The organism is Candidatus Poriferisodalis sp., from assembly GCF_965215815.1.
In the GTDB taxonomy this organism is placed as follows: domain Bacteria; phylum Actinomycetota; class Acidimicrobiia; order Acidimicrobiales; family Poriferisodalaceae; genus Poriferisodalis.
On the sequence record NZ_CBDCEO010000013.1, the window covers coordinates 1,543,356 to 1,556,753 of the forward strand.

7 protein-coding genes are annotated in these 13,398 nt (G+C 62.6%); 6 read left to right on the forward strand and 1 reads right to left on the reverse strand.

Annotated features, from left to right (window positions below; translation table 11 throughout):
• Nucleotide 1 precedes the first annotated feature (1 nt).
• The 6 genes from ACOOHB_RS17060 to ACOOHB_RS17085 all read left to right on the forward strand — a co-directional run bounded on the left by ACOOHB_RS17060 (nucleotide 2) and on the right by ACOOHB_RS17085 (nucleotide 11,429).
• Complete coding sequence (locus tag ACOOHB_RS17060) at nucleotides 2-271, forward strand: type II toxin-antitoxin system HicB family antitoxin (protein WP_420446000.1); 270 nt, start codon at nucleotides 2-4, stop codon at nucleotides 269-271.
• Complete coding sequence (locus ACOOHB_RS17065; RefSeq protein ID WP_420446001.1) at nucleotides 268-495, forward strand: type II toxin-antitoxin system HicA family toxin; 228 nt, start codon at nucleotides 268-270, stop codon at nucleotides 493-495. Before ACOOHB_RS17060 ends, ACOOHB_RS17065 begins: the two co-directional genes overlap by 4 nt.
• 213 nt (nucleotides 496-708) lie before the next feature.
• Nucleotides 709-3,627, forward strand: a complete 2,919-nt coding sequence (locus ACOOHB_RS17070) for a hypothetical protein (protein WP_420446002.1) — start codon at nucleotides 709-711, stop codon at nucleotides 3,625-3,627.
• Between the two features lie 353 nt (nucleotides 3,628-3,980).
• Nucleotides 3,981-4,694: a hypothetical protein gene (locus tag ACOOHB_RS17075; RefSeq protein ID WP_420446003.1), complete on the forward strand. Its 714-nt coding sequence runs from the start codon at nucleotides 3,981-3,983 to the stop codon at nucleotides 4,692-4,694.
• A complete protein-coding gene (locus ACOOHB_RS17080; protein ID WP_420446004.1) occupies nucleotides 4,691-10,222 on the forward strand; it encodes a DEAD/DEAH box helicase in 5,532 nt (1,843 codons plus the stop codon). Before ACOOHB_RS17075 ends, ACOOHB_RS17080 begins: the two co-directional genes overlap by 4 nt.
• On the forward strand, nucleotides 10,206-11,429 hold the full coding sequence (locus ACOOHB_RS17085) for a PD-(D/E)XK nuclease family protein (protein WP_420446005.1): 1,224 nt from the start codon (nucleotides 10,206-10,208) through the stop codon (nucleotides 11,427-11,429). Before ACOOHB_RS17080 ends, ACOOHB_RS17085 begins: the two co-directional genes overlap by 17 nt.
• Before the next feature lie 21 nt (nucleotides 11,430-11,450).
• Here ACOOHB_RS17085 and ACOOHB_RS17090 read toward each other — a convergent pair whose 3' ends face one another.
• The gene (locus ACOOHB_RS17090; RefSeq protein ID WP_420446006.1) at nucleotides 11,451-13,397 is read right to left on the reverse strand and encodes a Druantia anti-phage system protein DruA; all 1,947 of its coding nucleotides are present in this window, start codon (nucleotides 13,395-13,397) and stop codon (nucleotides 11,451-11,453) included.
• Between the last annotated feature and the right edge of the window lies 1 nt (nucleotide 13,398).

Below are 13,398 nucleotides of genomic sequence, written 5' to 3' on the forward strand. Positions count from 1 at the left end.
CGTGAGGCTACTGGGCAACCTGCTTTGGCCGATCCTGCCGGTGCCGCGGCGTGCCGCCGCCAAGCACGCCAGCTTGCGAGAAATCGATGACCCGGTTGGGGTCGTAGCGACCGTCGCTGGCCTCGATGGCGTCTGGGCTCAGGGCGCTGATGCACGAGCGGCGAGGACAGAATTGCTGGAAGTGCTCATCGACTGGGCTGCTCTCAAGATCGAGCACGGTGACGACGACGTTCCCAGCATTGACGGGGTGAGCCTCTACGCCACCCGATGAGCCAGCGGCTCGGGCCAATAGGCCGCCGGGAGCTGATCAAGGCCCTGCGGCGCTTGGGCTGGAGCGGTCCGTGGCATGGCAGCAAGCACCAGATGATGCACAAGGGCAAGCGCAAACTGCGACTGCCGAACCCGCACGGCCCCGACATCAGGCCTCAGCTGCTTGCGGTCATTCTTGAGGAGGCAGGAATCTCTCGCAAGGAATGGGATCAGGCAAGCCGCTGAAGCCGGCCTTGGCGGTAGCCCCGAACGGCCTACTGTGAATCCGCGCCGGCGCCGTTCGCAGCGCATGTGGGTTGGCGGCTCTTACCTCGTACTGATGTACTCGCGAGGCCAAGAGCCTCGCGATTCCTTCTTGGTGGAAGGGTCAAGGGGCATGCTGTTGCACCCCGCGTGCAAAATGGCGCTGTGGTCCCAGCCATCAATAGCGTCGCGTTAGTGAGGACCGAGGTGGCAACCACTTTGTCGGCGTTGCATGCGCGGTTGGATGCCCATTTCCAAGCCTTGGCAGAGACCCGTCAGCGGCTCCCGACTTCACACGGTGTCTATGCGATCGAACACGGTCTTGCCCAAGGGGATCTGTCCGTCCTCGGGGATGCCGTCGAATCCTGGATCTCGCAGGCGTATCCGTCACAAGAACATTGGCTGCCATTCGTCGTGTACGCGACCGAGGTTGGATATCGCTACCAGGGGGACGAGTACTGGCCAACCCTGGAGCGCCGCGCTCCCGGTTGGGAGCGACATGTCGGGCGGCCATACGTCAAATCCACTTTTGGACAGTTCCAACGGACTTACTTCGGCGCCAGGCCCCAAGGACGCTGGGCCGAGCACAGGAACATCATCAGCTGGCCTATTACCCACGCGATTCTTCCCACCGATCTCCAGCGTCAGCTCGCACGGCTGCTCTACGAATGTCGAGGGGCGCTGACCAGCGAATTGCTCGATGACGCTGAGCACCTCGGTGTTTTTCTCGGCGCCCATGCGCACAAGGCGTCAAAGCGCTTCCAGCAGTTCGCGCAGAACACTGGACTTCTCGGGCATGTAGCAGCGGCCCTGCTGGCCCGCGGCACAGATTCTCCGACAATCGAACCGCCGACCCTTGAGCGCATCAAACGCGATCTTGATGAGGTTCGCCATGCGCGTCAATGGCTCTCTGATGCCAAGTCTTCGGCGGAACGCATCCGCATTAGGGGCGCTTCGCGCGACCAGCAAACACGGCAGCGATTCATGGGCACCGCCGACGGACGCCCCCTTCCCACCTCTCCGGTGGATTTCTGGCTGCATCCTGGGGATGCCGGCTGGCAACTGCGTCTGCGAGTGCCAGATTTCACAACGCTCTATCGCAGGCATCCGGAGCTTCGACAACAGATTGAACGAGCCAGATGCCGCGTTGTCGGAACCGGGGGACGACGCCGTGCCACCGGGTGGCTGCTCGACTCGGGACAGCTGGTCGTTCTCACTGAGTGGCCCGGCTTTGACGAACCAGTATTCGAACTGGATCGAGCCACGTCCCAAGCATCGGGCTTGTTGGCTGATGAGGCACGCACACCTCCAGCGGAGCGCTGGCTGTTCCGAAGAGGCCTCGACGACAAGGGGCTCCTGGTCCGGTCGGGCTCAGTTCGGCCCGGTGCCCACTACATACTGTTGGGTCCAGGCTTGGAAGCACCGTCAGTCGACTGGATCCGCGTAGAGCCGGTTGACTGCATCGGCGCTGCCGCTTTGTCGATGGACATACCCCAAGACATCGGCTCAGCTGTCACCGAGATCGTCCGTGCATTGGGATGCGACGTGCAAACTGGTGTCGCGATCACACCGATTGGCTTGGTGCCAGCAGCATGGGACGGCACCGGGTTCGGCGAGTGGATAAGCGGAGACGATCCAATACTGGGACTGTTATCCGACCACGAAATCACCACTTTCATAGCCACGCTCAACGGTACCGAGCAGATTCATTTCCCCTGGGGAGAACCGGAGGATGGCCTTGTCGCCTTGGAACTCGCGGAGTTGGGTCCGGGCTGGCATGACCTGCGGCTGTCGTTCCTTGTACCCGATGGAACCCGGTCGATTCCTGATCTCCGAGTCGGGATCCGCATGCGCGAAGCAGAGGCACAGCGAACCGAAGGCACGTTCAGGGATCCGCTGCGTCTGCGCGTTCGTCCACAGGGCGCATCGCTGGAGGATCTCTGGGACGGACGCGCGACCGTCGAAGCGGACGGACCGCACGGGTTGCGTACAGGCGTCAGCGTTGCGTTGAGCAGCACAGACGAGCAGGCCACTGCGCGATGTGCTTTTCGGGTTCAATTGCCGGTCGCAGCAGCACGATGGCCGGAAGTCTTCAGGACCCAGGTAGCCCGACGGTCCGAATTCCAAAATGCCTACGACGACGCGACCCAGATCCGGCTGGGTCTCGGTGATGACGAACTCGGTCACGTCAGCGTCGAGCTTGAACGAGAACTTGAACCGTTGCGGTGGGGGTTTCGACGAGCACGAGGTCGCAGCGTTCTGCGCCTCTACCAATCTGCCGACACTGGCGGAAGAGTGGAGGTTTCCCGCTACCCGTTCCGTGCGCCGTTCGACCGCAAGCCGGCAACAGCTGTGGACTCGGATGGCTTCGACTTCTTCGATGCCGACGGCGGCTTGTTCGTTGCACGGCTCGATGGCCACGAAGCCCGTGCGATCCTGCCGCCGACGGTGCGCCATCTTCGACTGCTGAGTCGCGTGCGCGGCAACGTGCTTCTCGACATTCCCGGTCGGTCAGGGGCGATCGTGACTCAACTCGTAAAGCTCGCAGACTTGTGGTCAGGGTCGAGATGCCCCGGCGATTGGCTGGCGCACGACCGCCGAGATGCCGTGTTGAGAGCCATCGGGGGCGCGATCGGATCAATGGTAGGAGGAGGGACATGGGCCAAGCTCGAACGCCAGCATGCGAAGGGCAATCCGTTAAGCATCGCGGAACTCGAGGCAGGGCTAGCGAAGCCTTCAGACTGGCAGCCATTTCGTGAACAGGTCAGGGAGTTGGCAAGTGTCGGTAGTCAATCCCTCGACCCGCCCATAGAGCGCTACGGGGCGGTTCTCGGCCGTTCGTTGCGCATTGGGACGATCACGCAACTTGTCCATCACCTCGGTACTGGCGGGGACGTTGAGGAATTGCGAGAGGTGCGATCAGACGGTTCCAGGCTTCGGCTGGCCGAACTGCTGCTTCGTCTCGCGTCCGCTCCTGAGTCGCTGCGCGGTGAGTCGAGCGGAGCGGAGGGACCGAATTTCAATGTCGTGCTGGAGCGCCCCCTCCTGTTTCGGGGTGCCCGAATGCTGGCCATCGTCGCCGAGCAGCGAGGGCGGGTCTGGGAATGGGATTGAGAGCGATCAGGCCTCCCATGGCCCTCGATGCGGCTTCGACAGCTCTTGGGGTTGCGTCTGCAAGCGACCACAGTCAACTTCTTGCCGCCAGCTTGCGAAGAGCCGCTTCGCTCATGTGTCCGTCGACCCCATCGGAACTCATTGGGGCGGTTCGGGATGCGCTGAGTCCCCTGGTTCCACTAGAAAACGAGTCGCTCGTAGAGATACTTGACTCTCTGGTCGCCGCAGGCGATTTGGTCGAGGCCACAGAACAGCAGTCCGGGAGACGGCACCGCGTGATCTATCTGGGTCGTCCCAGATTCGTGCGACGCCCAGCAGGTGGCCTTGTTCTGTTCGGGACACGACCGGACAATGTGCCAATCGTCGGAGAGGCTCTGCAGGACCAGATCGCCGAGGTGGGGTATCTGCGTCGAATCGTCGAGCCCGACGACGAAGTCTTCGCTTCACTCGATGCTTACGGCCTCGACGAGGTATCCGATTCCGACTGGACAGGACAGCCGGAAACAGTCCCTGCGGCGGAGTTCGTCGATTCCTACCTCGGTGAGCTACAGCAGCGACCGTTGTCGGCAGCCACAGATGACTTCCGTATCCTCGACCCCGAGTCTCCGCCGCGGTACTACCGGGGCCGGTGGCGTCCGGCGGTTGCTTCGGACAGTGGAGTCTTCGTCGCCCGCCGTCGCCAGCGCTACGGTTCGGATCTTTGGTGCCTTGTCGAAGTGCACGACGATGAGCAATACCGATTGCTCGATCTGCCCCTTGACCCGATCGGGGTTCTGCGCGGCTGTGACGAGGCTTGGCGTCTGCAGGCAGCCATCGATTTCGTGAACGGCAATGCCCAAGAACTTCGAGTCCGCGGAACCGGCCGCGGCGGGGTACAGCTAGGCCTGCCGGCCCCGCCGCCGAAATGGCTGCAGAGACGCTGGGATCTGCTAGGACAACCGGTGCGGGTCCCATGGGCGCTGTTCGGCTATGAGTTCTCTACGGCGGACGCCCGAGACGAGGTGCCATTCGCATGCGGGCACCTGTGGATGCAGAGTCGAATCGAGCAAGAGGAAAAACCTGAGTGACCGAGACGAATCACGAAACAATCGGCGAAACGATCGACAAGATAGGCGCTGCGCTGCGGGACCATATCGAAGCGACATACCACATCAGCGACAAGCGACTTGTCGAGCAACGCCAAGCCCTCCTGAACGAACCAGGCGTCATCTCCCAGCAGCCCTACCTGGAATCCACTCCTCGCTATACGACAGGCCCGAGATTCAACGAGTTGGGTCTGCCGTCGGCCGCTGATGAAATCTTGAAGTTGGCGTCGCGCGCTCACGACGGCGGCGTCGCGTATCTCCACGACCCTCCGTACGAACATCAGGCATCAGCCCTCACAAGAACGATTCTGGAGAACCGGAGCCTCGTGGTCACCACCGGCACCGGTTCCGGCAAGACTGAGACGTTCCTGTCGCCCATATTGGCCAAGCTGGCGATCGAAGCGTGCGACTTACCCGACTCGTTCGTGATTCCGGCAGTGCGCGCTCTCGTTCTCTACCCCATGAATGCGCTCGTCAACGACCAGCTAGGGCGGCTCCGGCGCCTGTTCGGCGACCCACGCATCGCTCAGCAGTTCACTCAATGGGCCAACAGACCCGCCCGATTCGCCCGCTACACCAGCCGAACCTTGTATCCGGGAGTCAGGACCCGCGAAAAAGACAGGACACGCCTCAAGCCGATCGAGACGTTCTACGTCGACCTTCTCGAGCGAGCGGCAGGGTCCGGCGTGACGGCGCAGCAGGCCAGCAAGCTGATCAGCGAGTTGAAGGAGCAGGGCAAGTGGCCGGCCAAGCCGGACCTGCGCACTTGGTACGGATCCAAGAGGAGCCATTGGCAACGCAACGGCGAGTTCGTGCGCGCAATCACCCTCCCTGACGACTCCGAGCTGTTCACACGCCATGAGGTTCTCGCAGCTCCGCCCGACGTACTGGTCACCAACTACTCCATGCTCGAGTACATGCTGATGCGACCCCTCGAACGACCGATCTTCGAGGCCACCAAGGAATGGCTGAACACAAATCCTGACCAACGTTTCGTTCTGGTCATCGACGAAGCCCACCTTTACCGAGGCGCTGCCGGTGCCGAAGTCGCGCTGCTGATACGGCGGCTGCGGGCACGACTCGGGATCGAAGCGGATCGCGTCCAAGTCATCTGCACGAGCGCGAGCTTCGAAGATCAGAACGCTGCCCGCAAGTTCGCCGCAGAGCTGTCGGGCAAGGATGCAGCGGACTTCGAAAGCATCGCGGGTCAACTCGACTGGAGACCTGTGGACGCGCCGGGTTCCGAGGACGACATAAGCCAATTGACCGCTATCCCGCTCATGGACCTGCACTCGACCGACGAACTGATCCGTCGGCGAGCGGTCGAGGGCTTCTTGGAATGGCGCGCCATAGGCGGCGACGAAAGCGTCGGGCAACTGCTGCACCGTGCCGTGGATACCTACCCGCCGATGGGCCGGCTCATTAACCGGACAATGCAGCAAGCGCGACCACTGGCGGAACTGGCTCAAGACGTGTTCGACTCCTCGAGCGCTTATGCAGACAAGGCACTGACCGCATTGATCGCGCTCGGCAGCATGGCACGGCCCTCCACGGGAGCGCGCCCCGTGCTGCCCTGTCGGATACATACGTTCTTGCGGGGTCTGCCCGGATTGTGGGTCTGTCTCGACCCGCACTGCACGCAAACCGTAGGCGCGGGACCCGTTGGAAAGCTGTACTCCCAGCCTCGCGAGAGTTGCGAATGCGGAGCGCGTGTCCTGGAGCTGTACACGTGCCGAAACTGCGGCTCCGCGTACGCGAGGGCATACACGAACAACCTGTTGGAACCGGAGTTCTTGTGGCCCGAACCCGGCGAGCACTTCGAGTCCGCAACGGGCGCGGTCTTCGAACTCGAACCGTTGGACATCTGCTTGGAAGATCCCATGCAGAGCGTGGCTGAGCGTTTCGACCTGGACCTTGTGACCGGTCGCCTGGACCCAATGGAGGACGGGGACAGGTTCAGGACCGTGTTCCTGCCGATAGACCGTGAAGCGGGCGCCGTCGAGAATGACGACGAGGACGACGGCCGATCGCGTCGCCGAGGCGGCGAATTCCGGCCATGCGGGGTTTGCGGTCAGCAGGCGAGTTTCGGCCAGTCATCAGTTCAGGATCATCAGACGAAGGGCGATCAGCCGTTCCAAGCAGTCGTTGCCCGCCAGCTCGAAGTTCAGTCACCGGGTTCGCGGCCTGTCTCCGCGTTCGCCCCATTGCGAGGCAAGAAGGTGCTGGCGTTCTCCGACTCTCGCCAAATGGCCGCCCGGCTCGCGCCGAATCTTCAGAAGTATGCGACACTCGACGCTATACGGCCGCTCATGCTGCTCGGTCTGCGCGAATTTCGGCGCCACGAGTTGATTGGGTCCAATCTCAACCTTGACGATCTGTATCTCGCTGTCATGCTCGGCGCGCGAATGTGCGATGTCCGGCTTCGTTTCGAGTCGCGATCCGGTGAATCCATGCAACTGCAACGCGATCTCGACGCTTTGAAGGAACCAGATCTGCGCGATCTCGATGTGTTGTTGAAGCTTTACTTCGAAGCAAGATCGGCGAAGCCTCCGGAGTCACTGCTGTTGGCGATCGTCTCAACGGTCCGAGACAAGTGGACCGGCTTGCGGTCGCTCGCGCTTGCATCGCTAGTCGAACGCGACCGCTCCGGGCTGCTCGCTGCGCTGCCACCGCTCGAACCGTTCGACACCGAAGAGAAGCGTCTTGCCCTGGTGCGGTTGTGGATCAGTCACTGGACTGGCCCCGGTCTGTGGTTCGGGGACATGCCCGACAAGTGGTGGATGGACAAAGTCAGAGGCCACCGCGGCGGGTTCCGCCCGCTGAGCAGATGGTTCGAAGACAGCGACGCCTACCGCGAATTCGAAATCACCTGGCTTCCGGTGTTGCTGGAAAATTTGTGCGAACCCTTCGGCAGAACCTGGCGGATAAGAGCTTCGCGGCTCACCTTGGACACCGGACCTGGCTGGGCGTACTGCCAGACGTGCAAGACGACACAGCGACCGTTCCCGGGTGAAGACCGATGCGTTGCGTGTCGCCGCAAGGACGTCAAAGAGATCGATCCCGACACAGACACGGTGTTCATGGCGCGAAAGGGCTACTACCGGCAAGCCACGACCCGTGTGCTCGCATCGCACATGGAACCGCCGACCGTCCTCGTCGCAGCAGAGCACACTGCCCAACTGGGCGAAGCCCACCGAGACGCAGTGTTCTCCAAAGCAGAGGAACACGAACTCCTCTTTCAGGACATCGACATAACGGAAGCGATCGGCGGCGTGAGCCGTTCTGCTGTCGACGTCTTGTCGTGCACCACTACGATGGAAGTCGGCATCGACATCGGATCGCTGTCAGGAGTCGCGCTGCGGAACATGCCCCCGGCGCGAGCGAACTACCAGCAGCGCGCTGGCCGGGCAGGCCGACGAGGCAACACTGTCGCGACTGTCATCGGATTCGGAAGCGCGGACAGCCACGACGAGCACTACTTCAGCCACCCCGACGAGATGATCCGCGGCGCAGTCGACGATCCGATCCTGTGCCTCGACAACGCCGACATCGCCCGCCGGCACGTGACCGCGTACCTATTACAGCGCTACCACTCGGTTCGGCTGCCCGCCATTGAACCCGCGTCCCAGCCGCAGCTTTTCGAGGTCCTCGGCAAAGTCGACGACTTCATGGGGGATTCAGCACCTCTGAACCTGAACGATTTCGCCCGGTGGCTCGCCGAAGAGCAGACCCAACTCGGGTCAGAACTCGACTCGTGGCTTCCCGAGGAACTATCCGACACCGACCGACAGGGCATCCTCGACGGCTTCGTTGAGCGGACGATCACCGAGCTCAAACGTGCACTCGACCAGGATCCAGACGACGACAGTGCCACGCAGACCCCCAGAAGATCCGATCAGGCGCGCCAAGAGGACGACGACCCGTCCGCTGAGCTTCCCGCAGAATCTGGGGAAGAAAAGACAGATCCTCGACGCGTCAAGGAGAATCTGCTCGACCGGCTTCTGTACAAGGGCGTGCTGCCCCGCTATGCGTTCCCGACCGACGTGGTGTCGTTCCATGTGTTCGACGTCGAAGGCTCCACGGTGCATCGTCCGGCGTTCCATTACGCACCGAGCCAGGGATTACCAGTCGCGTTGACGCAGTACGCACCTGGCAGAGAAGTCTGGATCGACGGAAAGCTGTGGACTTCGGGCGCTTTGTACTCCCCGATGTTCTCCGGAAGGTATTCCGCATGGCAGGAGCGCCGCATCTACTTCGAGTGCCCTGTGTGCCGTTTCGCAAAGACCGTGCCTCTAGCTGAGTCCGAGCGAGGCAAAGTGGATGACTGTCCCGCATGCGGTGCACGGGACCGATTCGGCGAGGCGCGCCACTGGATGCGTCCCCCGGGATTCGCTCACCCCTATACCCAGACTGAGGGAACTTCGCCCGACGATCAACCGGCGCGCAGCTACGCGACCCGCGCTCAACTCGTCGCATCGTCCCCGGCGGACGAATCGGACTGGCAATCGGTCGCCAAGCGAGTCCGGCAGCACTACGCCAGGTCGTTGCTGCTCGTCACGAACACCGGACCGAAGAAGAAGGGATACACGTACTGTCTCCGGTGCGGCTTGATCGGGCCGACGGCGCGCCCCGCGGGCGATATCCGCTCTGGGCATGCCAAGCCATTTCCCGACCGGGACCATCCCGATTGCGAAGGAGGGATGGTCACAAGCGGGATGGTGCTCGGCACCGATTTCGTGTCGGACGTGCTTCTGATCGCATTGCGCGTGGACGAACCCATCTCCCTTCGACCCGGCAGCCGGCCGACTCAAGTCGCTCTGCGCACGATCGCGGAGGCAATCACGATCGCAGCAACCCGACGGCTCGAAATCGATGTCGGCGAACTCCAAGCGGAATACCGACCAGCGCTCACCGAACTCGGCAAACTCGGCCTCGAAGCGGAGATTTATCTGTACGACACGCTCGCGGGAGGCGCAGGGTTCGCCCGAGAAGTCGGGCGACTGAGCCAGGCGATCCTTTCAGATGCTCTGGAGTTGCTCGAACACTGCCCAGTCCAGTGCGACCGGAGTTGCTATCGGTGCCTGCGAAGCTTCAAGAACCGTTTTGAGCATGAGCGCCTCGACCGATTCGTCGGCGCGAGCCTGCTCGGGTATCTCTTGCACGACAACGAACCAGTCTTGGACGCGGCACGGGTCGAGCAATCCGTCAGTCGGCTCTTCGAGGATCTCACGCGTCACGGGATCGAACAGGTCGATTTTCGACGACAGCACCCCGTTTCGGTCCTAGGCATCGGCGAGGTTGTCGCACCGATCGCGGCCATCAAGGGCGACCGCACTCTCATCATCGGCACCTACGGGCCCCTGACTCCCGACTACCCCGCAGATCCTCTCTTGCGCGATGCAAAGGAACACAGCGTCGGCACGCAAGTGGAACTTGTCGATGAGATGGTCATCGGTCAGAACCTGCCCGATGCCAGTCTCCAGATCATCCGACGTGTCCGCGACATTTGATCGACGCGTCCTGTCGGGGATCGAAGGCATCGAGGGCGTCTGGGCGGAAGGGCCAGAGTGGTTCAGCTACTCGAGTGTCACCGAGGCTGAGGACTGTCCCAGGCGATGGGGCTTGAGAAGGGCCGCTTATGCGGACCTGTGGCCGGGAAATGGGTACCCGGACCGTCCGAACATCGCTGCGCTGGCAGGCGAGGTCGCCCACCGAAGCCTGGAGACCATCATCGGCGCGCTTGCCGACAACGGCTGCACGAGCCCACAAGACTCGGACGCGGTGATGGTCATGCGATCCCTCGGCGGCTACAGCGCCGTCATCCGTGACGCCGTCCGCGAACAAATGCGGCGGCTGGAGGACAATCCGCGGTGCCGCGGCCAAATCGACCACATCACGCGAGAACTCGAACAGAGGTCCGCTCAATTGCGGACAGACACACAGGCCCTTGTGTCACGATCCAACTTCGCACCACGGCCACACCGGACAAAGGCGCCCGCCGGGCCCAAATCGGGAGCGACGGCGCTCCAGCATCTGCCCGACGGCTCCTACACCGAGATGACGCTCACGTCCTCCGAACTTGGGATGACGGGCCGAGCGGACCTGGTGACGCTCACAGGCAGCGATGTCCACATTGTGGACTACAAGACGGGAGAGCCATCAACCGACCACGCTGACCAACTCCGCATGTACGCCCTCTTGTGGTCTCGCAGTGACCGCCCCGATCCGGCACGCCCCTACGCGACGCGACTCAGCGTGTCCTATCCCACCTGCGACATCGAAGTCGAAGTGCCGGCCGCAGCCGAGCTTGATGCTCTCGAGGCTCGCACGGTCGCTCGTCTCGAACATCTCGTCTCACAGCTTTCTGAGAACCCACCCGAGGCCCGACCCGACGAGCAGCGGTGCCGCTACTGCCCTGTCCGCCACTTGTGCGATCCGTACTGGAACTCACCAGCGTTCACAGCGGCCGACGAAGGCATCGGGGACTCGCGAGGAGAAGTCGTCGAAGTCACCGGACCGAAGACATGGACAATTCGCTCATCTAGCGGCGAAGACATGCTGCTTCTCGGCTCTGACACATCAGCTGAGTTCGCGCCGGGCTCATGGTTGCGCATACTCGACGCGCACGTCAGCCCAGCCGCTGACACCGACTCGGCTGTTGTGTCGCTTGTGTCTGCCTCTGAGGTGCATGTGGAGCGCCGGGCGAGCGGGCCTTAGCTTTGACGGCACCAGGCTTGGTTATGGGTCAGCCGATAGGGGCAACGGGACGCGTGCTCCGTGGCTGACAGGTCGCTGCGTCGTATGCGATGCGACGCGGCTGAGAACGCAATCGGACTGGATGCGTCCCAACAGCCAGCGTTGCGCCCACCAGTCCGCGATGCGTCGGACGTCATCGGTCAGAGTGTTCCGCGCCAGGTAGCGCGGCCGCGAATTCATCCCCAGGAGGTAGTCGCGGAGGTTGTGCACCAGCGAAACGCCGTAGATCAACCGCTTGCGGCCGTGGCGAAGCAACTGATCTGAGGGCCATCCCAGCGTGTCGAGCCCGGCGCGCACCTTGCGCATCTTCGGGTTTACCCCTTCGCCGAAGAGACTGTTCACGCGAGCGCCATTGCTGGTCTGCTCACAGAGCCGCACTAGAGCTGCGACGGTTGCAGCTGAGAAGTGTGACGTGCCGAATGACCGCGAGCGCCCCAAGCGCTCCAATCGAAGGTCCCCAGTCGCGTCGAGCACCTCGGCTGGGATGCTGACCCGGTTGTACTGGCTTGACGTCGTCCCGTACAGCGACGTGGTGCCGACATAAACAAGCCGCGACGAACGGCTGATAGGACGGCCGGCGATCGACGACGCGATCTCGCTCTCATAGTGCCGGTATTTGCGGTGATAGGCACGCACCACGGTGGGGCTGATCGCCAGCATCGCGATGAGCTTTCCGCCGATCACCTCGTTATACGGCGCGACAGCACCGCAGACCGTGAGGTCGGCTACCTCGGTGCCGATGGTGTCCCCTTTGGCGCGTCGAGCTATCGACTTGATCGCTCGACGGGCGGCCGGGTCCTCCACCGCGGAGCGAAGCCCCGAAGCGCGCGGCTTCGGGTACAGGAACCCCAGCAGTGCTGCCTTATCCCGCATCAGGTCAGCGAGAAGCAGGCAGCGCTTGCTCCGGTACAGGTCAGACTCGGCGCGGTCGGCCCAGTAGTCCGGGTGGCTTCGGTCGAGCATGTCGATGTGCGCGCGGCGAGCGAGCCGCTGGTGGTCGGCGCGTCGTGCCTTGGCCTCAGATCTCAGGATGTCAATCGATTCGGCGGTAGGGCAGTCCCAAAGCTTGGGCCAGAACAGTTCGTCCCGTATCAGATCATCGACATAGATCTCGTCCTTGCGCTGCTCGAGCCGGCTGACCAGCCAACGTGCGTGCGCTGCTTTGGGGTTGTAAGCCAACTCGGCAACTATGTCCTGCGGCCGCCACCCGATCCAGTGGTCGCGCTGGTCCATCTGCACGATCGCGCTGCTGAGCGCCGCGATGCCAATCACGGGGTGACAGTCAGCTGCCCGGTCGCGAACAAGCAACGCCAATGTCCGGCCCGGCACCGTCGTGTGCTGATTCGACCACGTGTGCCGGAAGTACCGCCACACATCGCCCAGGCGAAGCCCCGTCCAATGATCGCGTTTGGTGGGAACGACGATCTGCACATACGGATCAATCGCAGAACGCACTTCATCCACAGAACGCACTTCATCCGTTCTCGTCTCGGCGATGCGTAGGTCCCTCAGCGATGCAGCCAGTTCGCCCCCGTCGCGCATCAGGTCAAAGATGGACACCAAGCGGCCCCGGTGCTCCCGAGGCGCTTCCATGTTTCGCACGAAACGCGAAACAGCTGGTCTGCGCAGTTGCTCGTCTCTCTTGACGAGTTCTTGGTTCCTTACCCGCCGCTTCTCGCAATCGGCGTCATTCGACTGTCTCGGCGGATGGACCTCCAGGCTGGCGAGATCGCCTATACGTACAGACCAACCCTGCCGGTGGAGGTCGATAAGGACACGCCCGGCCGCTTCGGCGGCGACACGGTGAAATTCGTCGCTATCGAGACTCGGCAAAGCCTCGTCGTTGGTGATCGCTCGCGCCAGCAATATCAGCTTGTGCCGATCGCTCGGCGGCAGTTCCTCGGGGCATTGGAGCGTCAACCAAGGCATC

Coding starts and splice junctions, on each gene's coding strand:
- ACOOHB_RS17065 (WP_420446001.1), top strand. CDS start 268: ATGAGCCAGCGGCTCGGGCCAATAGGCCGCCGGGAGCTGATCAAGGCC.
- ACOOHB_RS17090 (WP_420446006.1), bottom strand. CDS start 13,397: ATGCCTTGGTTGACGCTCCAATGCCCCGAGGAACTGCCGCCGAGCGAT.